Annotated in this window: 19 protein-coding genes; 5 read left to right on the top strand and 14 right to left on the bottom strand. The window is 57.4% G+C overall.

Annotated features, from left to right (window positions below):
• From BUQ81_RS02515 to BUQ81_RS02465, 11 genes are read right to left on the bottom strand one after another with little or no spacing between them, the layout of a single operon-like run.
• Positions 1 to 2700: an FAD-binding and (Fe-S)-binding domain-containing protein gene (locus BUQ81_RS02515; protein ID WP_074200809.1), complete on the bottom strand. Its 2700-nt coding sequence runs from the start codon at positions 2698 to 2700 to the stop codon at positions 1 to 3.
• The gene (locus BUQ81_RS02510; RefSeq protein WP_074200808.1) at positions 2697 to 3980 is read right to left on the bottom strand and encodes an O-antigen ligase family protein; all 1284 of its coding nucleotides are present in this window, start codon (positions 3978 to 3980) and stop codon (positions 2697 to 2699) included. Before BUQ81_RS02510 ends, BUQ81_RS02515 begins: the two co-directional genes overlap by 4 nt.
• A 4-nt stretch (positions 3981 to 3984) precedes the next feature.
• Complete coding sequence (locus BUQ81_RS02505; RefSeq protein WP_074200807.1) at positions 3985 to 4995, bottom strand: NAD-dependent epimerase; 1011 nt, start codon at positions 4993 to 4995, stop codon at positions 3985 to 3987.
• Entirely contained in the window at positions 4995 to 6332 is a 1338-nt protein-coding gene (locus tag BUQ81_RS02500) for a UDP-glucose dehydrogenase family protein (RefSeq protein WP_074200806.1), read from the bottom strand. The genes BUQ81_RS02505 and BUQ81_RS02500 overlap by 1 nt, the downstream gene beginning before the upstream one ends.
• A complete protein-coding gene (locus BUQ81_RS02495) occupies positions 6329 to 7246 on the bottom strand; it encodes a glycosyltransferase family 2 protein (protein ID WP_074200805.1) in 918 nt (305 codons plus the stop codon). The genes BUQ81_RS02500 and BUQ81_RS02495 overlap by 4 nt, the downstream gene beginning before the upstream one ends.
• A complete protein-coding gene (locus BUQ81_RS02490; RefSeq protein ID WP_074200804.1) occupies positions 7234 to 8292 on the bottom strand; it encodes a hypothetical protein in 1059 nt (352 codons plus the stop codon). The genes BUQ81_RS02495 and BUQ81_RS02490 overlap by 13 nt, the downstream gene beginning before the upstream one ends.
• Positions 8289 to 9440, bottom strand: a complete 1152-nt coding sequence (locus tag BUQ81_RS02485; protein ID WP_074200803.1) for a capsular polysaccharide export protein, LipB/KpsS family — start codon at positions 9438 to 9440, stop codon at positions 8289 to 8291. The genes BUQ81_RS02490 and BUQ81_RS02485 overlap by 4 nt, the downstream gene beginning before the upstream one ends.
• A complete protein-coding gene (locus BUQ81_RS02480) occupies positions 9424 to 10314 on the bottom strand; it encodes a DUF535 family protein (protein WP_159432253.1) in 891 nt (296 codons plus the stop codon). The genes BUQ81_RS02485 and BUQ81_RS02480 overlap by 17 nt, the downstream gene beginning before the upstream one ends.
• The gene (gene waaC, locus BUQ81_RS02475; protein WP_074200801.1) at positions 10307 to 11368 is read right to left on the bottom strand and encodes a lipopolysaccharide heptosyltransferase I; all 1062 of its coding nucleotides are present in this window, start codon (positions 11366 to 11368) and stop codon (positions 10307 to 10309) included. Before waaC ends, BUQ81_RS02480 begins: the two co-directional genes overlap by 8 nt.
• Complete coding sequence (rfaD, locus tag BUQ81_RS02470; RefSeq protein ID WP_074200800.1) at positions 11349 to 12317, bottom strand: ADP-glyceromanno-heptose 6-epimerase; 969 nt, start codon at positions 12315 to 12317, stop codon at positions 11349 to 11351. Before rfaD ends, waaC begins: the two co-directional genes overlap by 20 nt.
• Positions 12314 to 12682: a diacylglycerol kinase gene (locus tag BUQ81_RS02465; RefSeq protein WP_074200799.1), complete on the bottom strand. Its 369-nt coding sequence runs from the start codon at positions 12680 to 12682 to the stop codon at positions 12314 to 12316. The genes rfaD and BUQ81_RS02465 overlap by 4 nt, the downstream gene beginning before the upstream one ends.
• A gap of 50 nt (positions 12683 to 12732) precedes the next feature.
• On the opposite strand from BUQ81_RS02465, the gene BUQ81_RS02460 reads away from it, so the two are divergent.
• The 3 genes from BUQ81_RS02460 to BUQ81_RS02450 are packed head-to-tail and all read left to right on the top strand — an operon-like array spanning position 12733 to position 16071.
• Entirely contained in the window at positions 12733 to 13401 is a 669-nt protein-coding gene (locus BUQ81_RS02460; protein WP_074200798.1) for a fused DSP-PTPase phosphatase/NAD kinase-like protein, read from the top strand.
• Positions 13398 to 15140, top strand: a complete 1743-nt coding sequence (msbA, locus tag BUQ81_RS02455; RefSeq protein WP_234947299.1) for a lipid A export permease/ATP-binding protein MsbA — start codon at positions 13398 to 13400, stop codon at positions 15138 to 15140. Before BUQ81_RS02460 ends, msbA begins: the two co-directional genes overlap by 4 nt.
• Positions 15100 to 16071: a lysophospholipid acyltransferase family protein gene (locus BUQ81_RS02450; protein ID WP_074200796.1), complete on the top strand. Its 972-nt coding sequence runs from the start codon at positions 15100 to 15102 to the stop codon at positions 16069 to 16071. Before msbA ends, BUQ81_RS02450 begins: the two co-directional genes overlap by 41 nt.
• A 45-nt stretch (positions 16072 to 16116) precedes the next feature.
• Here BUQ81_RS02450 and BUQ81_RS02445 read toward each other — a convergent pair whose 3' ends face one another.
• The gene (locus BUQ81_RS02445; RefSeq protein ID WP_074200795.1) at positions 16117 to 16323 is read right to left on the bottom strand and encodes a zinc-finger domain-containing protein; all 207 of its coding nucleotides are present in this window, start codon (positions 16321 to 16323) and stop codon (positions 16117 to 16119) included.
• Positions 16324 to 16334: 11 nt separating this feature from the next.
• Positions 16335 to 17267 carry a branched-chain amino acid transaminase gene (locus tag BUQ81_RS02440; RefSeq protein WP_074200794.1) on the bottom strand — a complete coding sequence of 311 codons (933 nt, stop codon included), beginning with the start codon at positions 17265 to 17267 and terminating at the stop codon, positions 16335 to 16337.
• Between the two features lie 166 nt (positions 17268 to 17433).
• Between BUQ81_RS02440 and BUQ81_RS02435 the strand changes: the two genes are divergently transcribed.
• Complete coding sequence (locus BUQ81_RS02435) at positions 17434 to 18597, top strand: aspartate aminotransferase family protein (RefSeq protein WP_074200793.1); 1164 nt, start codon at positions 17434 to 17436, stop codon at positions 18595 to 18597.
• Position 18598: 1 nt separating this feature from the next.
• Entirely contained in the window at positions 18599 to 19516 is a 918-nt protein-coding gene (gene argF / locus BUQ81_RS02430) for an ornithine carbamoyltransferase (RefSeq protein ID WP_074200792.1), read from the top strand.
• 281 nt (positions 19517 to 19797) lie between these two features.
• Here argF and BUQ81_RS02425 read toward each other — a convergent pair whose 3' ends face one another.
• Positions 19798 to 20286 (bottom strand): low molecular weight protein-tyrosine-phosphatase, encoded by a 489-nt coding sequence (locus tag BUQ81_RS02425; RefSeq protein ID WP_074200791.1) that lies wholly within the window; start codon positions 20284 to 20286, stop codon positions 19798 to 19800.
• Between the last annotated feature and the right edge of the window lie 7 nt (positions 20287 to 20293).

Raw genomic sequence — 20293 nt, 5'->3', positions numbered from 1 at the left:
TCATTTTACGGCATGCGCGATCACTTCGACGGGGTGAAGTGCCGTGCGACCGGCCAGCAGCTGCGCCTGATGCTGACAACTGAAACCGCTGGCCACCAGCCAATCATCCGCGTGCATCTGCTCAAGGTGAGGGAGGAAGTCCTTTTGCGCCACCTTGCGCGACAGCTCGGGATGACGATAGCCAAAATCACCCGCCATGCCGCAACAGCCAGTCTTCAATGTCTTGACCTCAAGCGCCGGTACCTGCTCAAGCAGCGCCGGCGTCAGCTGATGCAGCCGGGCCGCCTTCTGGTGGCAGTGCACATGCACCCATGCCGTTTTGGCAATGGGCTGCAGCACCTGAGCGTTGTGCACCAGTTGCTGCGCCAGCCATTGCTCCACCAACTGCACCTCTGGCACATCCTTGATCCCCAGCTTCCTCGCCTCATCCCGCCAAATCAGCGTTTCACTGGGCTCCAGCCCAACAAGCGGCAGACCTTCCCTGCCCCAGCGGCTTGCCAGTTGCTGCATGGCAACACGCGCTTCATCCAGCAGACCATTGGAAAGCCACAGGCGCAAGGGGGTGTCCAGGGCCTCAAAACGCACCGGCAGCGCAAGCGCCTCTACTACCGTTTGCAGAGCACGAAGAACCTGAGGCCGAAAGGTTGCAGTATAGAGATCCACCAGCACCACAGCCTGTGGATTGGAGTGGGAGGCAAGCCGCACTCCGTACTGAGAACTTGGAAGCCGGGCCTGCCTGTGCAACCCCAGCAGGGATTTGGAAAGAGGATGTTGCTGCAGTCGCTCAAACAGCCCCGGAAACCGCTGCGCCGCTTTCAGCATCAGGCCCATGTTCCGCAGCATCAGGTTCTTCAGCCTGCGCTGATCACGGGTCTGATAAAGCACTTCCATCTTGAGTGCCGCCATATCCACGCTCGCCGGGCATTCGCTTTTGCAGGCCTTGCAGGCGAGGCAAGTTTCCAGCGCCTGTCGCAGTTCCGACTTGGAGAGTGCCTTGCGGGGATCCGCTGCGATCAGTGCCTCCCGCAGCAGATTCACTCGCCCTCGCGTGACCTTGGGCTCGTCCATGGTGGCGTGATAGCTGGGGCACATCACGCCCCGTCCGGGGCTTTTCAGACAGGCGGCCGCGCCATTGCACTGATTGACCGCATCGAACAGGGAGAGGTTTTCCGACCAGTCCAGGCCTGTGCGTAAGGTGACCCGAGGCTGCAGATCAGCGCGCAGGTTTTCCGTAATGGGACGGTCACCGATAATGACGCCGGGATTAAGGCGATTGTCCGGATCAAAGGCGCGCTTGAGCAGCACCAGCTGCCGATAGACGCGTTCGCCAAAAAACTCGGGCAAAAAGGGCGCGCGAATGCGGCCATCACCATGCTCACCGGAAAGCGCACCACGGTAATGCTTGACCCGCTGCGCCGAATAGGCCGCCACTTCGGCAAACAGCCGCTTGTCTTCCGGCTGACTCAGATCCAGTTTGGGGCGGATATGAATCAAGCCCACCGATGCATGGCCGTAATAGACCGCCTCAACGCCATGCGCTTCAAACCAGCGACGCATGTCGTGATAGTAATCACGCAAATTCTGCAGCGGAATGGCCGCGTCCTCCACCACCGCCACCGCCTTTTTGCGCGTGCGCTCTCCCATCAGCAGCCCAAGCCCGGCCTTGCGCAGCGACCAGACCGCCGCAATCGCCTCGCCCTGAAGATGCGGCACTGCATAAGCGCGTTGCTCAACCAGCCAGTCCCGCAAGGCTTGAAGCTGGGCTTCGTCCGCATCAAAAAGCTCAATGGCCAATACTGCGTCTGGGTCCCCCTCAAGCCAAAAACGGTTTTCCGCCTGCTCGGGATTGTTTGCCGCCGCCTGCAGAGTAGGACGGTCGATCATTTCAACCGCTGCTGGCGAGAAGTACTCCATTAATGCCGGCAGACAGGCAAAGGCATCGTCCAGGGCTGAAAAATGCGCGCACAGCAGATCATGTTTTTTGGGCAAGGGCACCGTTTCCAGTTCAGCCTCGAGAAACAGCGCCAATGTACCTTCGCTGCCGCACAGCAACGGCACGAGCGAAAACGGCTTGCCATTGGGGTTGAATGGCTGGTAGTGGCGATAGAGCACATCCAGCGCATAGCCGGTATTGCGGCGAATCAGGCTGGAATCTGGATAAGCCTCTAATATCGCCTCACCATGCTGTTCAAGGATGTCCAGAATAGTGCGATAAATTTGTCCTTCCAGATCCCTCTGAGCGCACTTGGCTGCCAGCTGCTCGGCATTCAGCGGCTCGAACAACACCTCGCTGCCATCGGCCAGCATCCCACGGATGCGGTGCACATGTTCACGAGTAGTGCCCCAATGACAGGAATACATGCCACAGGAATTGTTGCCGATCATCCCGCCGATAGTGGCGCGGTTGGAGGTGGATGTGTCCGGCGCAAATCGCCGTCCGTACGGTTTGAGAAAGTCGTTCAAGTCATCCTGGATGACGCCCGGCTCCACCCGAACCCGACCAGTAGCCTCGTCATAACCAAGAATGCGGTTCTGGCGGCGAAAATCGACGATTGTCCCCTCACCAATCGCCTGCCCGCCAAGGGATGTGCCAGCCCCACGGGGGGTAAGAGTAAACTCACGCTCAACTGAACCAAGGTCTGTAGCTAAGCGGCTTCCCAGCGCATAGTAAACTGAGGCATCAAAAAATAACTCGCTCATGCGTGACACTGAGAACGGTGCGGTGCCACATATCCCATATAAAGCAACAAACTCGCCCAAAAAAAGAAAGCGGCAGCACCAATATGTGTAAACAAAAACGATTCAGATAATCCAAAATCCAGATAGGACAACAGCAACACAAGTCCCATCTCCCCCCAAATAAAGGTGTCAGAAGACCCCAGAAGGTGCTTGAAAGCCTTGAACAGGTGGAGGAAAAAAACACCAAACAATATGATTCCCACAATGCCAAGAGATCCTATAATTGTCATATACATGCTGTGCTCGTGCTTATATTTTATAAGATAATTTGGAAGTTCTCCTTGAGCTATCAGTTCCTGCTTAAAAGCATAAAAATTACCCATTCCAATTCCAGTGACAGGAGAGGCAATAAAAGCCTTGAAAGCGGCAAGCCACATCAAAATTCTCTGCCCTATTGAATCGGAAAAGTTTCCTGACAAGATATTATGAATATCCTGAAAAGCATAATCAACTCGAGAGCCAACCCAAGGAATCGAAAAATAAGCCACCACAGAAATCACTGCTAAAAAAAGAGCAATTAATGTAACTTTCTTTAAAGAACCCCTATAACCATTAAATAAAATGACATAAAAAAAAGGAAGAGTTAACAAAACTATCCAGCCGCCTCGCGTCCCTGAATACAAGCTGCCAACCAAGCCTATCGCAGCAACAAAAAACAACAATACCCGATGAGCATACTCTTTTTCATGCCGCGCCATAATCATGGCAAATAGACCTATCAAAAGGGACAAGTCCCCCCATATTATTGGGGCCCCAAAAAACAGATTGGATCGCGAAGCATGAACTGCAAAATTATAGATCAAAGCGCCAAAAATGGAAAAGCCGGCAAAAATTATCGATACCAAAATAAACGATCGCCCGATTTGCAATCGACAGAAAGCCGGGATCAGGACAAAGGGAAGCAGGAACTTCACCATAAGTTCACTGGTTACTGCAAATCGCGTATCTTTACCACCCCACACCTCTTGTCCAATAAATCCTGACACGTAAACATAAACAACAATTAAAAAAAGAATTGCCAAATATGACCTAATGGCAAGGGAAGGTTCCCAGTCACCCTTCCATGAAGAGTATATTCCGAGAGGAAATAGAGCTGCGAAAACCAAATAAACATAACCTTTAGAAAAATAATTCTCCACTAACAACAGCGCAGGAAACAGCAATATTAAAAGCCAAATTATTCTTAAATAGTAATTTAACAGATTTTTATAACCAAATATTTTAGTGACAGACAATTGCATCCTGCTATTTTTTTTCCTCTAAAAGTTCGGCAACGTACCACTTAACAAAATAACTGACACCTTTATTAATATCTAAGCTGGGGGCCCACCCGAGTGCATTTTTCATTTTATTTATGCTGGCAAAAGTAACCTCTACATCCCCCGGCTGCATCGGCAGATACTTTATCCTGGCTTTCTTGCCGACCGCTTCCTCAATGGCAGCGATGAAGTCCTTGAGTGGGACTGGCTGGTTATTTCCGAGGTTATACACATCATGCGGGGCTTTCGCCTTGCTGCTGGGTCCTGCTTTTGCTTGTGGGATATGATCGATCAGGCGCCAGATGCCCTCAATAATGTCATCGATGTAGGTGAAGTCCCGTTTGAGGTTGCCGTGATTGAATACAGGAATCTCCTCACCCTTTAAAATTTTCTCGGTAAAGCTCCAGTAAGCCATGTCGGGGCGGCCCCAGGGGCCATAAACGGTAAAGAAGCGCATACCCGTCATGGGGATATTGAACAGATGGCTGTAGGTAAAGGCCATCAGTTCATTGGATTTCTTGGTTGCCGCGTACAGGGAAATGGGTGCATCGGTACGGTCACCTTCGGAGAAGGGAACCTTTTCGTTCAGACCATACACCGAGCTGGAGGAGGCATACAGAAGATGCTCAATCCGGTGATGACGGCATACCTCGAGAATGTTGACAAAGCCAACCAGATTGCTGTCCACATAGGCATGCGGATTTTCCAGTGAATAGCGAACGCCTGCCTGCGCGGCCAGATGTATGACCCGATCAAAGGTGTGCTGACCAAAGAGGTGCTCTATGCCTGCGCGGTCGGCAATGTCCAGACGCTCAAACTGAAAGTGTTCAGCTGCAGGATGTTTTTCCAGTTCGCGTAGGCGAGATTCCTTTAAAGCAGGATCGTAGTAATCGTTCAGATTGTCTATGCCAACAACCTGCCAGCCTTCTTCCAGCAAGCGCCTGCTGAGATGGAACCCGATAAAACCGGCTGCACCGGTCACCAAAGCCGTGCGCATCAGGCGGTCTCCCCGCGCCCGATGGCATAGTACTTCCAACCATCCTCACGCAGTTGTTCCGGGTCATAAATATTGCGACCATCAAAAATGACGGGCGTTTTCAAACGCTGTTTCATCTCTTCAAAATCGGGCGCGCGGAAGGTGCGCCATTCGGTACAGATGGCCAGCACATCGGCATTGTTGAGTGCACTGTATTTGTCTTCACACAGAACCAGGTCATCGCGCTCGCCATAGATGCGGCGACATTCGTCCATGGCCACCGGGTCGTACGCCTGCACGCGCGCACCCGCTTGCCACAGCGCTTCCATCAGGGTGCGGCTGGGTGCTTCGCGCATGTCATCAGTATTGGGCTTGAAGGCCAGCCCCCACAGTGCTATGGTTCTGCCGCGCAGATTGTCCACGCCGCCAAAATGGTTGGCGATCTTGTGGAAGAGGCGCTGTTTCTGGGTTTCGTTGACGGCCTCGACGGCGTCCAGCAGCTCGGGCACATAACCCACTTCTCTTGCAGTGCGTGCCAGCGCCTTGACGTCCTTGGGAAAGCAGCTGCCGCCATAGCCGCAGCCTGGGTAAATGAAGTGATAGCCGATGCGCGGATCGGAGCCAATGCCCTGGCGCACCTGCTCGATGTCGGCACCGAGGCGTTCCGCCAGATTGGCCAGCTCGTTCATGAAGCTGATTTTGGTGGCCAGCATGGCATTGGCGGCGTATTTGGTCAGCTCAGCAGACCGTATATCCATAAAAATGGTGCGTTCGTGATTACGGTTAAAGGGCGCATAAAGGCGGCGCATCAGCTTTTCTGCTTCGGCATCGTCGGTACCGATTATGATGCGGTCGGGTTTCATGAAGTCATTGACGGCATCCCCTTCCTTGAGAAATTCGGGGTTGGAGACCACCGCAAAGGGAATGTCTGCATTGCGTTCCGCCAGAACGCTGCGTACTTTGTCGCGCACCTTGTCTGCGGTGCCCACCGGCACGGTGGACTTGTTGACGATCACCTTGTAGTCGTCCATGTGGCGGGCGATGCTTTCAGCTACAGCCAGCACATATTGCAGATCGGCACTGCCATCTTCGTCGGGTGGTGTGCCCACGGCGATAAACTGCACGCTGCCATGGGCGACGGCCTCTTCAGGCGAAGTGGTGAAATGCAGCCGACCCTCCTTGGTGTTGCGCTCGACAATAGCATCCAGTCCGGGCTCGTAGATAGGGAGCTTCCCTTGCTTGAGCCCTTCGATCTTGGCCTCGTCCACATCCATGCAGACCACATCGTGTCCCACGTCCGCCAGGCAGGCGCCCGTTACCAGACCCACGTACCCAGTGCCGAAAACGCTTATTTTCATTGCAATTCCCTTATCTTCTCAAACCATTGTCGGGGCAGTGTATCCTCAACTACCACCTTATAACGCGACAGCACATTCAAATGCGCGGCGGAAATCACGATCCGCTCAAACTCTTCCCGCAACCGTCCCTGCTCATACAGACCCACCCAGCGGCGGTAATGATCGCCCATGCGTGCGTTGGTGTTTTTCAGCAATTGCTGGCGATGACGGATATTTGCCTCAAACTGTTCATAGCTGCGAATGGGATAATGATAGACGCGAATGGCCTCTGTTGTGCGCGCTGTACGCCAATTGTCCCAGTGCTTGGCACGGTGGTTACCGCCGCTGATTTTGATCAGCCCGTTGGGGTTGACGATCACCTTGGGGCTGATTGGCACCAGCAACATGGAAATGTTCGGGTCACGCTTCTGTGCATCCCGCTCATAGCAGATAGGGTATTGCACACGATGATTTGCATGGAAAAAGCGATACCCTTCCTTCAGAGCCTCATTCGTCAGGATCATATTGCTGCGTGGCACGGTCACAACTGAATCATCCAACCGCAAATGCATTTTGAGATTGTCGCCCTGCTGCGGAATCCAGAACTCATCCGCATCGTTGCTGATAACCCAGTGGGCCCCTTTCTCTAGACGCGCCACATGAGCCAGCTGCAGCATCCATTTGGCCTGCTGATAGGTTTGTGAAGGCTGATCAATAATGGTGAGGTCAAACTCTCCCTGCAGTGCCCCCAGCTTTTCCCGCGTCCCATCGGTGGAGCCATTATCCATCACCACAAACGCATCGACACCCAGTAGAGCGTGCACGCGTATATTGGCTTCAATAACATCCACCTCATTGCGGCAAAGAATGGTCATCACCAGTCGAGGGTTCTCGGGCGGCTTCAACTGACGCCAGTAATAGGTCAGGATATGCATAGGTCGATCTGTTCCGGATGAATAATCTGCGCACCGCTCGCCCTCAGGATCGGCTCGACACGCTGCTGAAAGGGGTGTGTGGCGTCCAGCAGCGCAAATACCGTCAGGTCAGGCCGCAGCCAGCGTGCACTCAGAACGGTCGTGCTCACATCACCGATCAAACGCGCCCGTGCCGGCAGGCGCGGCAAAACAAATTCAAATACCATCCCCGCCGGCAAAAGCCTTGCTCCCGCCTTGCATACACCAAACGGATCGGCCGTGCCTACGCGAGGATGATACTTTGCGGCTACACGCATCCCCGCTTCTCGTGCACGCGCCAGCAGGGCCTGCACACGCGCCTCATAACCGGGCATTCTGCGGGCATTGTTGGGATGGGTCAACAGCAGGATCAGATCCACGTCCAACTGCTCGGAGGTCACGCCAAACATTTCCAGCAATTGGGCAACCCATTCCTGTACCGGTGCCTGCTGAAACCAGGCGGGTGAAATCGAATGCACGCGCTTGTTTTTCAAGGGCGGCACAAGCCGATCCGGCATCCATGCCCACACATCCGTAATCCAGTCGGACGCCCCGATCGTTGGCGGTGTATGCCACCAGCGACCGTATACTGACTTTTTCAACCAGCCGTCCAGCCGATCCTTAACGGGTCGCCACGGACGCCCCATGTAGGAATAGAGTCCATCATCCAGATAATGCCCCGCCACGGAATGCAAGGCGCTTGCCTTGGCCATTGCATACTGAAATTCAACGCGACGGTCGCTGCCCACGGCAATGCCTGCCAGATGCGGCATGTTTTTCAACCACTGATCCAATTGCGCAAAGGTCTGCTGGCGCTGGCGCCACTTGTCCAGCCCCTTACCAGACAGCACCTGCTGATCAACGGCCTCAAACACATCGCCCAAGGTCGCCTCGAGAGCAGAAAGATACGGCGAAGGTTGACACTGATCAAGCAAAAGCAGCCGATGCCCACTTTCCCCCGACTGTACGGCGTGCGCTACGCTCAAATAGAGATTCCAAGGGGTGGAAGGCAGATAGAGCAGGCTCATGTCAGCTCAAGCGCCTCGCGACAGCCACGTTCCATGATGGCCCGCAGACGGGATTCCACCGCCTGAAAGTGCGCTGTGTCCGGGGCCTTCATGGCATCGCCCGGCAACGCATAGACGTTCTGCAGGTAGCAGAGATAGCCTTCACGCACTGCTTCATCAGGCTTCCAGCCCTTGTCAATGCTGTCCAGTGCCTCAATCAGCTCATTGACACTCGTAGCAGTTTGCACCAGCCCCTCGATGCGGTAAATCGCATCCCCCAGCACCACCAGCGGCTTGCCTGCCTGCAGCGCCTCCATTCCCACAGTGGAATTGATCGTGACAACCGCTCTGGCAGCGTGAATCAGCTGACGCGTGTCCATGTCCTCCACAAAGCGGATTCGAGGATGGGCGGCATATAGATCCCGATAGTCCTCCGGACAACCGGGGTGCAGCTTGATGACGATGTGCAAATTCGGCCGCTTCTCCACAGCCTGAACAAGCCAGTCAAACAGCTCGCGCATATTACGCAGATGGGGGGAATGGAAGTAGATATTGCTGTCCTCGACCACCTGAAAGGGCACGAACACATACCCTTGCGGCAAACCCGCATTATCTGCTGACGTGCTCACCGGGGCTTGAAGTCTGCAACCACTGTAGCGGCGGTAAAAAGCCCCCTCTCGCGACAGGCCACTGGCTGCATCCACTCCCCAGCACTCCAGCGCCGAATAACCGGGCAAGGGACCGGTTTCAAAAAAGAGCACCTGCCGCCCCAGCGCCCTGGCCGCCGCCACCATAATCGCCTGCCGAAGCTTCTTGCCGTTCCACACCCCCACATAATGGGCGGGCTGCCGCTTCAACCAGGCAATATACATGCGGTAGAGCATTGCGATTCGCCATCGGTTCCAGGTAGCGAATAAGTGCCAAAACCATTCCGAGCGTTTTTGTCCGGCGGCAGTGTTGCGCTTGCGACGCACCAACAGATCCACCTGCTGCGCCAGCCATGCCTGATCGGGCGCTGGGCCCAGCGGTGCTGCCCACAGACCCTTGTACCAGGCAACGGATATCGGCAGCTTGACACTCAGTGCCAGCTGCTGAAAGTAATGGCGCTGGTCCCGGCTGGCAGCGAACAGCAGCATTTCTGGAAACCGTTGTTCAGGCGACTGAACCATTGCGTATCCCCTCCTCGATCCAGTCCAAAAACGCATAGCGCTTTTTCAGCTTGCCCCGCTTTTTGGCATTCACTTCGCTAAGCGGCTTGCGTGCGTAGGGCAGCGGCAGGTGCCACCAGTGTGCGTCGTCTCCCACGGGGCAGAGCTGTGTCCAGAAATCATCGTAATTGAAATTTTCCAGTTTATAGCGCGTCTTTTCCTCACGCTGAAAGACCTGAGCGGCATGCTTCACGCCCCTTACCTGCGTCATACCCCACTGCTGGGCCAGCACCGTCAGCGCAAAATAGACGGCCCGCTGGGGCGGAATGCCGTTGGAAAGCTGGGTAAACCGACGCATGGCCGCCACCTGCCCTTTCGCCCCCTGCACACTGCCAATCCAGACAGTTCCATCGCGCAGGGCAAAATTGATGTAATACAGGTCTTCGCCATCCATGCGCAACACCAGCGTCATCAGACCCTCACGACGGTTGCGGTGTACAAAACGCAGTTTAAGCCCGAGGCGATGACCGGCAGGATGCTCACTCTCCCAAAGCGCCAAGCGGTCGGCGTGCATGGCGCAAACGCCTTCAACATCATAGTGGGTCACCAGCGTCGCGAAATGAGACTCAGCCCAGTCGAGCAGGCAGTTGCCACTACTCGCTTCAATGTCTCGAACAGTATCCTTGTGGAGAAAGGCATACATGCGGCGGAATAAATAATAGAGTTCGCCATAACAGTCCAGAACCTGCTCCATGCCATGGGCAGCAAAGCGACGATCCAGTTCGGCCACCCAGTCGTAACGTCGCGCCAGCCAGTAGATCGCCTTGCGTTTCTGGCTGCCTGGCAAAGGGGTTCGCCAGAACGCCCACACAGCATGCACATAGCCTCTAAGCATGGGGCAGCTGCTCCCACACCGCATTTACATCCAAGCCCTGCAGGGAATCGTTCGCCTCATACTGATTTCTGAAGCGCTTGATATAGCGGTGCGCAATGGGCGAAACGAGATGGCTGACATTGGGGCCGAGCGCGCCCACCCGCGCCGGGTCGGTGACACGATACAGCACCAGCGTTGGTACCGCCAGCGCCGCGGCCAGATGCGCCAGCCCCGTATCCACCGCCACCACCTGCTCGGCCTGATTCAAAAGCTGCGCCACCTCACCGATTGCCAGCCGCTGGGTTGGAACATGCACATGGGCAAATCCTTCGGCCAATCGGTGGCTGCGCGCCTGCTCCTCGGCATTGCCCCACGGCAGCACCACCTGCCGTCCGGCGGACAGGGCTCGAGCGATCAGTTTGCGCCAGTTCTCCTCCGGCCACAGCTTGGTCTCCCATGTGGTGCCGTGCAAAAAGACCCAATAGGGCGATGACACATCGAGCGGAAGTGGCGCTTTCGGCAGGTCCACGCCATAATCGATTTTGCCCAAATCAGGCTGTGCATAGCCGAGTGCCTGAGCAAACAGCTGGCGCAGCCGTGCGATGGCGTGCTGATTCGTCGGCACATTCACGCCCTGATCATAGCCATATGCCGCCAGCGGCTCTCGCGCACTGCGAAAATCCATGCCAACAAGGGGGGTCCCCGACTTTTTTAGCGTCGCATTTTTTGCGCCGTGGCGCGCCAGCGCCTTTTGCGCCCTTTTGGCCACATACAGGCTTTTGTAGAGCCCCTGCGCATCCAGAATCAGATCGTAGGGGCCCTTTTGCGCCACCTTTTCGAAAAAATCGCGCTGCGCGCGCCAGATGGACGGCCGCCAAAATTGGCGCCGCCACTGACGCAACTGAATGGGAAACACATTCTCCACCGCTGCATGCCAGCGCGGAATTTCGGCAAACGCCGACTCCACGATCCAGTCGAAACGGATACCAGGAATTGCCCGCTGGGCATCGGTGAGCGCGGGCAATGCGTGAATCACATCGCCCATGGAGGACATCTTAACCAGCAAAACGCGCATGGGGCGCGGTGCTCAGCCAGTCCAGATACAGTGGAACACCCTCCTGCACGGTCTTGAAGGGCTTGTCATAGCCCGCAGCCCGCAGGGCAGCCATGTCCGCTTCGGTAAAGCTCTGATAGGCCCCCTTGAGGTGATCGGGGAAGGGAATGTATTCGATCTCGCCCTGACCATACCAGTCGATGACCGCCTGCGCCAGTTCGCGGAAGCTCTGCGCCTGCCCGGTGCCGCAGTTGAAGATGCCGGAGACCTCGGGATGCTGCCACAGCCACAGGTTCACGTCCACCACGTCGCCTACATAGATGAAGTCCCGCTTCTGCTCGCCCGGGCCATAGCCATCGTAAGCGCCGAACAGCTTCGGATTTTCGCCGCGCTTGAGCTGGTTATGCAGGTGAAACGGCACCGAGGCCATGCTGCCCTTGTGCTGCTCGCGCGGGCCGTAGACATTAAAGTAGCGCAGTCCGACAACCTGACTGTCCGCCTCGGGCAGGACCTCGCGCACATACTGATCGAACTGGAACTTGGAGTAGGCATAAACATTGAGCGGAAACTCGCACTCCCGCGCTTCACGGAAGCCGTTGCTGCCATCCCCGTACACGGACGCGGACGAGGCATAGATGAAGGGAATGCGCCGCCCCATGGCATACTCCAGCAGATCCTTAGAGTATTCGTAATTGTTGTCCATCATGTAGCGCCCGTCCCACTCGGTGGTAGTGGAACAGGCGCCCTCGTGGAAGATCACCTCGATCTCGCCCAGGTCCTCGTCGTCGCTCACCAGCTCGCGGAACTCGCGCTTGTCCAGATAGTCGGCGATATCGCAATCGGCCAGATTGACAAACTTCTTGCCGTTTTCCAGGTCGTCCACCACGAGGATATCCCGGCGCCCCTGCTCGTTGAGCGCCTTGACGATATTACTGCCGATAAAGCCGGCGCCGCCGGTCACGATAATCATGTCAGTCTCTCCCAGAGTTTCCAGCCCCATACACCGGCCGCCAGCAGCAGGCTCAGCATCACCGCCGCCGATGCCTGATCCTTGGCGCGCCCGGCCAGCTTGTGATAGTCCGGATCAATGCGGTCCACCACGGTTTCAATGGCGGAGTTCAGCAACTCCACAACCATCACCAGCAGCCACACACCCAGCAACAGCAGCACGTCCCAGCCATCCTGCCCCACCCACAACGCCATGGGCACGGCCAGCACAAACAGCCACACTTCCTGACGAAAGGCCGCCTCATGTCGATAGGTGGCACGCAGTCCCTGCCAGGAATAGCGCACCGCGGTAAAAATGCGCCGCAAGCCAGTGTAAGGGGATTTCATAACCTGCAAAGGATAGTCGAAAGCCGCCCTTTTTGCCATACAATACGCCCATGCCTGACAGACTTCAGTCCCCCCTGCGGCGCGCCCTGGCGCACCTGGAAGCGTGGTTGATCGATCACGAATACATCCGCGTGCTCTACCGCAATTTCCACCGCCTGTCCGAAAATGCCTGGCGCAGCAACCAGCCCAGCCCCGCATTTGTAAAAAAGCTGCATGAACGCTACGGCATCAAGACCATTATCAGCCTGCGCCGTCCAGACAGTTCCGGGCAGTATTTGCTGGAAAAGGAAGCCTGTGACCGCCATGGCATCCAGCTGGTACATCACCGCTTTTCCAGCCGCGAGTTTCCGCAGGTGGAAGCGGTGCTGGCCGCCCGCGACCTGTTGCAATCGGTGGACTACCCCATCCTCATCCACTGCAAGTCTGGTGCCGACCGTGCTGGGCTGATGAGCGTCTTCTACCGCCATTTCATTTTGGGCGAACCCATCGAAGACGCACGCCGCAAGGAGCTCAACTGGCGCTTTGGCCACTTTCGCTGGGGTGACACTGGCAAACTGGATGCCTTTTTTGATGCCTACGAAACCTACAAGGCAGACCACCCGGACACCAGTTTTGAAGAATGGCTCACCCGACACTACGACCGTGACGCGCTGAATGCTCACTACAATGCGGGCAAGCTGGGGCGGCTGCTCATCGACAAGGTGCTGAGGCGCGAATGATGCTGGACCGCCAGACACTCCAACTCTATCGCCGCCTGCTGCGCTATATCCGCCCCTATTGGAAAATGGTGCTGCTCACCCTGCTGGCGCTGGTGGTGGCCGCCGCCATGGAGCCGCTCATGCCGGCGCTGCTCAAGCCGCTGGTGGACGACAGCCTCATCGCCAAGGATCCGGACGCCATCCGCACCATCCCCCTGCTACTGGTGGCCGTCTTCGTTATCAAGGGTCTGGCCGAATACGCCAGCAAGGTGGCCTCAGAATGGATTGCCCACCGCGCCATTCTAGACATTCGCGCCGACCTGTTTGCCAAGCTCAACCGCCTGCCGCAGCGCGTGCACGACGAATTCGGCACCGGCAAGCTGCTCTCCAAGATTACCTACGACGTGCCGCAGGTGGGAAACACCCTGTCGGAAGCCTGGATTGTCATTATTCGCGACAGCCTGATTGTGCTGGCGCTGCTGGCTTATCTGTTCTACGTCTCCTGGGAACTGACCCTGCTCATTCTAGTGCTGGCACCAGTGCTGGCATGGATTATCGACCGCGCCAGCCGCCTGATGCGCCACGCCTCTACCGAGATGCAGAACAATATGGGCCAACTCACCCACCAGCTGGAAGAAGCGCTCAACGGCCACCGCGACATCAAGATCTACGGCAGCGAAACCTATGAAGAAAAGCGTTTCTGGCAGGTGGCGGAAACGCTGCGCCGCCACACCATGAAAGTGGTCTCTGTAGCCGCCGCCAATGTGCCGCTGGTGCAGGTGATTGCCGCCATCGCCCTGGCCGGTGTCATCTATGTGGCCTCCCTGCTCTCGGCGCAGGACAAGTTCACCCCGGGCGAATTCATCGCCTATGTCACCGCCATGGCGATGATTTTCGAGCCAATTCGGCGCCTCACCAATATTAATCGCACCGTGCAGCAGGGCATGGCCGCGGCGCAAAGCATTTTCGCCCTGCTGGACATGCCCGATGAACCCAACCCTGGCACGCTCAAGCCGCCCATTCGCGGCGACATCCGCTTTGATGACGTCACCTTTGCCTACCCCAATAGCGACCGCCCCGCGCTGGATCATTTTTCCCTGCACATGCCGCAGGGAAAGACCACCGCGCTGGTGGGCCCCTCCGGCTCCGGCAAGACCACCGTGGTGCAGCTGCTGGCACGCTTCTACGCCCCCCAATCCGGCATCATCACCTGCGACGGCAGCGACATTCAGCAGATCGAGCTGGGCTGGTGGCGCCAGCATATCGCACTGGTCAGCCAGCAGGTGGTGCTGTTTGACGACACCGTGGCCGCCAACATCGCCTATGGGCGCAGTGATGTGGATGAAGCCGCCATTATCAAGGCAGCCAAGGCCGCCCATGCGTGGGATTTCATTCAGCAGCTGCCGCGAGGCCTCAATACACGCATTGGTGAAAATGGCAGCCAGCTTTCCGGTGGCCAACGGCAGCGTATTGCACTGGCACGGGCATTCCTGAAAGACGCTCCCATCCTCATTCTGGACGAAGCCACCTCGGCGCTGGACAACGAAAGCGAGCAGGCGGTACAGGCCGCGCTGGAAACCCTGCGCCAGGGCCGAACGGTCATCGTCATCGCTCACCGCCTTTCTACCATTGAAAATGCCGATCAGATCGCCGTGATGGAACAGGGTCGGCTGGTGGAGCTGGGCACCCACGCTCAGCTACTGGAGAAAAATGGACGCTATGCGCAACTCTACCGTCAAGCCGAACACGCCGAAGTTTGAGCGCCACTTCCTGCACCCCAGATACTGGCCGCTGTGGCTGGCCATGGGGTTGCTGCGCCTGCTCGCTCTGCTGCCCCATAAGGTCAAGCTGAAGCTGGGCTCACCCTTGGGCAATCTGCTTTACTGGCTGGCACCACAGCGGCGCAAGCTGGCTGCCGCCAATATCGCGCTGTCCTTCCCCGACTGGTCAGCCGAAAAACACCATGCACTGCTGCGCGCTCATTTCCGCTCGCTGGGTATTGGCATGATGGAACTGCTGATTGTCTGGTGGGGCGGCTATCGTCGCGAAGACGACCGCAAGGAGCGCGCACTGGTGACCTTTCACAATCTGGACATTATCAAAAAACTGCAGGCTGAAGGCCGTGGCGTCATCATGCTGGTCCCCCACTTTACCCATATCGACATGACTGGTTTGTTTCTGCAGCTTGAGCTGTCCTACGCACCGGTCTATCGCCCTCACGATGATCCGCTGATGGAATACCTGATTACAAAGGGACGCACCGTCTTTCGCGATGGCGCGCCGTGGGTGACCCCCATCTCCAAGGATGCCAGCCGTACCATGTTGAAACATCTGAAAAGAGGCGGTCTGCTGTTCTACCTGCCGGATCAGCGCTACCGCAACCCAAAACAGCGCGTGGATGCCACCTTCTTCGGCCGCCCTGCCCCCAGCAACCCCGCCACCTCAAAGCTGGCGCAATTGACCGGCGCCGCCGTGGTGCCCGTGTTCACCCGCCGCATCAACGACCACTATCACGTCACCTGCCTGCCGCCGGTGGACAATTTTCCAAGTGGCGATGATCTCGCCGATACGGAGCGCCTGCACCGGCTCTACGAACAGGAAATCCGTCATAACCCAGCCCAGTATCTGTGGGTGCACGACCGCTGGAACCTTTCCAACGAAGACATCGAGCGCCTTTCTTCTCAGGCATAAAAAACCCCGCGCAGGCGGGGCTGTATCTTGTCAGGCCGTCATGACTCAGTGCGTCGCGCGATGCGGATCCCAGTCCTTCAGCACATACTCGGTGCCGCAATAGGGGCACTTGGCCTTGCCCGTCTTTTCGATGGGCAGAAACACGCGGGGATGGCCGCCGAACGAACCCGCCTGACTGATAGGCGACTTGGGGTTGGGACAGTAAAGCGGCAGATCATCGTAGGTCACTTCGACAACAGGGGCTTTGCTCATGGATGGGCTCCTCAATCTTCGACAGGTGTCAGCCAGCGACGATGCTCGGGTGCACGCCCGTGCACCACATCAAAGTAGCGCTGCTGCAGTTTTTCGGTAATGGGGCCGCGAGAACCGGCACCGATCACGCGGCCGTCCAGCTCCCGGATCGGCGTCACTTCCGCCGCGGTACCGGTAAAGAAGGCCTCGTCAGCGATATAGACCTCATCGCGGGTAATGCGCTTTTCCACGATTTCGTAGCCCATCTCGCGCGCCAGCTGCATCACCGTCTTGCGCGTAATGCCGTCCAGACACGAGGTCAGTTCAGGCGTGTAGATGACCCCGTCCTTGATCATGAAGAAATTTTCACCGCTGCCTTCGGCCACATAGCCTTCCGGATCCAGCAGGAGCGCTTCGTCCGCCCCATGACTGATGGCTTCCTGCAGCGCCAGCATGGAGTTGATGTAGTTACCGTTGGCCTTGGCGCGCGTCATGGTAATGTTCACGTGATGGCGCGTAAAGCTGGAAGTGGCGACCTTGATGCCGCGCTTGAGGTTTTCCTCGCCCATGTAGGCACCCCACTCCCAGGCCGCCACGATCACATGGGCCTTCAGATTGTCGGCCCGCAGGCCCATGCCTTCGGAGCCGTAAAACACCATCGGGCGAATATAGGCCGAGCGCAGGCCATTCTCGCGCACCGCTGCACGCTGGGCCTCATTCAGCTCTTCGGCCGTGTAATTCAGCGGCATCTGCATAATCTTGGCGGAGTTAATCAATCGCTGGGTATGCTCTTCCAGCCGGAAAATCGCCGTGCCCAGCTCGCTTTCATAGGCGCGCACCCCCTCAAACACGCCCATGCCATAGTGCAGCGTGTGCGTCAGAACGTGTACCTTCGCTTCACGCCACGGCACCATTTCGCCGTCAAACCAGATCAGACCGTCCCGGTCAGCCATTGTCTGCGCCATTTGCTATTCTTCCTTATGTCTCTGCATTCAAACCGGTTTATTTTAGCACTCGCCTCGCCTGCCAGCGCCGCAATGCGCAAGGAATTGATTTTTACCCATAAGTTGTTAGAATGTTTTGCTCTCGGCAACCCTCGTGGTTGCTTTTTTGTTTCTGGAGCCGTGTGAAATGCAACACCTGATGAACACCTACGCCCGCCTGCCAGTCGCGTTTGTAAAAGGCGACGGCGCCTGGTTGTACGATGAAAGCAACCGCGCCTATCTGGACGCCATCAGCGGCATCGCTGTGTGCAGTCTCGGCCACGCCAACCCGGAAATCGCCCAGGCCCTGTGCGACCAGGCCAATACGCTGGTGCACACCTCCAACCTGTACGAAATCCCCCTGCAGACGCAGCTGGGCGAGCGCCTCTGCGACGCCAGCGGCATGGACAAGGTGTTCTTCTGCAACTCCGGTGCGGAAGCCAACGAGACCGCCATCAAACTGGCGCGACGCTGGGGCCACAGCCGCGGCATTGAAACGCCCACTATTGTGGTGATGAACAACAGCTTCCATGGCCGCACCCTGGCTGCCCTCTCTGCCACCGGCAACCCAAAGGCGCAGGCAGGCTTTGAGCCCTTAGTGGAAGGCTTTATCCCCGTCCCCTATGACGACCTGGCCGCCGTTGAAGCGTTGAGCGATAATCCGAATATCGTCGCGGTGCTGGTGGAGCCCGTGCAGGGCGAAGGCGGCGTGCATATTCCAGCCGATACCTACCTGCCGGGCCTGCGCGCCCTGTGCGACCGCAACAACTGGCTGCTGATGGTGGACGAAGTCCAGACCGGCATGGGCCGCACCGGCAAGCTGTTCGCCTTTCAGCACAGCGACATCCAGCCGGACGTCATGACCCTGGCCAAGGCATTGGGCAATGGCGTGCCTATTGGCGCCTGCCTGGCCCGGGGCGAAGCGGCCGATGTACTGGTTCCTGGCAGCCACGGCACCACCTTTGGCGGCAACCCGCTCGCCTGCCGCGCCGGGCTCACCGTGCTGAACATCATGCAACGGGATGACTGGCCGGCCCGTGTGGCCGAGATGGGCAAACGTTTGCGTGAACAGTTTGAAGCCCGCCTGGCGGACAACCCCAATGTGCGGGCCATTCGCGTCAAGGGGCTGATGATCGGCATCGAACTGGACCGCCCTGCGGGCGAGCTGGTAAAACGCGCGCTGGAGGACTACCAGCTGCTTATCAACGTCACTCGCGACACGGTGGTGCGCCTGCTGCCGCCATTTGTCATCAATGCTTCCGAACAACAGCAGATTGTGGAAGCCACCTGTGAACTCATCGAGACGCTATAACATGCCTGTCAGACACTTTTTAACCCTTAAAGACTGTACCCCGGACGAGCTGCAACACATCCTGCAGCAGGGCATCGCCCTTAAAAAGACCTGGAAGGAACAGGGGGATCACAACGATCCGCTGAAAAGCCGCTCGCTGGCCATGATCTTCGAAAAGGCGAGCACGCGCACGCGCCTCTCCTTCGAGATCGCCATGACACAACTGGGTGGTCATGCCCTGTTTCTGTCCCCGCGGGATACACAGCTGGGTCGGGGCGAACCCATCGAAGACAGTGCCCGCGTCATGTCCCGCATGGCCGACGCCATCATAATCCGCACCTTCAGCCACGAGATCGTGGAAACCTTTGCTGCCCACAGCCTGGTACCGGTCATCAACGCCCTTACCGACGACTACCATCCCTGTCAGCTGCTCGCCGACATGCAGACCTGGTACGAACACCGCGGCCCCATGCAGGGCAAGACCGTGGCCTGGATCGGCGACGGCAACAACATGTGCAACAGCTACATTAACGCCGCCATGCAATATGACTTCAAGCTGCGCATCGCCTGTCCGGAAGGCTTCGAGCCCAAGGCCGAGCTGCTGGCCGAAGCCGGCGACCGCGTGGAGCTGCTGCGCGACGCAAAAGCCGCAGCACGTGATGCCGATCTGGTGGTCACCGATGTCTGGGCCAGCATGGGGCAGGAAGATGAACAGCGGGCACGTATGAAAAAGTTCATGCCGTTCCAGGTCAACGCGGAAGTAATGGCGCAGGCCAGGCCCGATGCCCTGTTCATGCACTGCCTGCCTGCCCATCGCGGCGAAGAGGTCACCGCCGACGTCATCGACGGCCCCCAATCGGTCGTGTGGGACGAGGCGGAAAACCGTCTGCACGCGCAAAAGGCGTTGCTGCACTTCCTGCTGGTGGAAAACCGCGCCTGAACCCTCTCTGGATACCCAAAACGGGCCTAAACGGCCCGTTTTGCATATTGGGGAGGAACAGAAAATGACCTTCAAAAAATCGGCTTGAAAAAAGTCGGGGACCCCCTCTTCCATCAGCCCATGACCTTGATCATCCAAGCGCAAGGCACCTACTGCAACATTCCGGAAACCCCCCGGGGTTCTTTATAACCTGCTTCACCGCAAAACGCTTCACCTGACGATCCCACGGCAGCAATACGGTCGCATGTCATGTCTCTCATGCCAGCGCAACCGTTCAAACTTCAGGCGCCAATGCGGTGACGAATGTCCTCCAGCAGACGCTCGCTGGCCACCTCTACCATGTCGAACACGCGCTCAAACCCTTCAGGTCCACCGTAATAGGGGTCCGGCACCACGTGGCCATGCTCGGGTGCATGGTCGCGCAGAAAGAGTTTCACCTCCGCCGTGGCGTCATCGGGCTGCATCGCCAACAGATTGGCCAGGTTGTCTTCATCCATGGCCAAAATCAGGTCGTAGTGATAGAAATCGCCCAGGTCCACCTGGCGCGCGCGCAGGTCATGCATGCGAATGCCCCGCTTCGCAGCCGTCTGCTGCGAGCGCTTGTCGGGCGGCTCGCCCACGTGATAGGCATGGGTTCCGGCCGAATCGATCTCGATACGATCAGCCATACCCACCTCCTCCACCTTCTTGCGAAACACGGCATGGGCCGTGGGCGAGCGGCAAATATTGCCCATGCAGACAAACAGAACCCTAAACGGCGACTTGGACATCCTGAAA

Source organism: Sulfurivirga caldicuralii, from assembly GCF_900141795.1.
GTDB lineage: Bacteria > Pseudomonadota > Gammaproteobacteria > Thiomicrospirales > Thiomicrospiraceae > Sulfurivirga > Sulfurivirga caldicuralii.
Note: the sequence above shows the minus strand (reverse complement) of the source record. Positions and strands in the feature narration are given on the sequence as shown.

Bases quoted from the DNA above. Each gene is read 5' to 3' on its own strand.
- BUQ81_RS02425 (WP_074200791.1), bottom strand. From the start codon at position 20,286: ATGTCCAAGTCGCCGTTTAGGGTTCTGTTTGTCTGCATGGGCAATATT.
- BUQ81_RS02450 (WP_074200796.1), top strand. From the start codon at position 15,100: ATGCGCAACTCTACCGTCAAGCCGAACACGCCGAAGTTTGAGCGCCAC.
- BUQ81_RS02465 (WP_074200799.1), bottom strand. From the start codon at position 12,682: ATGAAATCCCCTTACACTGGCTTGCGGCGCATTTTTACCGCGGTGCGC.
- BUQ81_RS02460 (WP_074200798.1), top strand. From the start codon at position 12,733: ATGCCTGACAGACTTCAGTCCCCCCTGCGGCGCGCCCTGGCGCACCTG.
- BUQ81_RS02515 (WP_074200809.1), bottom strand. From the start codon at position 2,700: ATGAGCGAGTTATTTTTTGATGCCTCAGTTTACTATGCGCTGGGAAGC.
- BUQ81_RS02495 (WP_074200805.1), bottom strand. From the start codon at position 7,246: ATGCATATCCTGACCTATTACTGGCGTCAGTTGAAGCCGCCCGAGAAC.
- waaC (WP_074200801.1), bottom strand. From the start codon at position 11,368: ATGCGCGTTTTGCTGGTTAAGATGTCCTCCATGGGCGATGTGATTCAC.
- BUQ81_RS02480 (WP_159432253.1), bottom strand. From the start codon at position 10,314: ATGCTTAGAGGCTATGTGCATGCTGTGTGGGCGTTCTGGCGAACCCCT.
- BUQ81_RS02505 (WP_074200807.1), bottom strand. From the start codon at position 4,995: ATGCGCACGGCTTTGGTGACCGGTGCAGCCGGTTTTATCGGGTTCCAT.
- BUQ81_RS02490 (WP_074200804.1), bottom strand. From the start codon at position 8,292: ATGAGCCTGCTCTATCTGCCTTCCACCCCTTGGAATCTCTATTTGAGC.
- msbA (WP_234947299.1), top strand. From the start codon at position 13,398: ATGATGCTGGACCGCCAGACACTCCAACTCTATCGCCGCCTGCTGCGC.
- argF (WP_074200792.1), top strand. From the start codon at position 18,599: ATGCCTGTCAGACACTTTTTAACCCTTAAAGACTGTACCCCGGACGAG.
- rfaD (WP_074200800.1), bottom strand. From the start codon at position 12,317: ATGATTATCGTGACCGGCGGCGCCGGCTTTATCGGCAGTAATATCGTC.
- BUQ81_RS02445 (WP_074200795.1), bottom strand. From the start codon at position 16,323: ATGAGCAAAGCCCCTGTTGTCGAAGTGACCTACGATGATCTGCCGCTT.
- BUQ81_RS02435 (WP_074200793.1), top strand. From the start codon at position 17,434: ATGCAACACCTGATGAACACCTACGCCCGCCTGCCAGTCGCGTTTGTA.
- BUQ81_RS02440 (WP_074200794.1), bottom strand. From the start codon at position 17,267: ATGGCGCAGACAATGGCTGACCGGGACGGTCTGATCTGGTTTGACGGC.
- BUQ81_RS02500 (WP_074200806.1), bottom strand. From the start codon at position 6,332: ATGAAAATAAGCGTTTTCGGCACTGGGTACGTGGGTCTGGTAACGGGC.
- BUQ81_RS02485 (WP_074200803.1), bottom strand. From the start codon at position 9,440: ATGGTTCAGTCGCCTGAACAACGGTTTCCAGAAATGCTGCTGTTCGCT.
- BUQ81_RS02510 (WP_074200808.1), bottom strand. From the start codon at position 3,980: ATGCAATTGTCTGTCACTAAAATATTTGGTTATAAAAATCTGTTAAAT.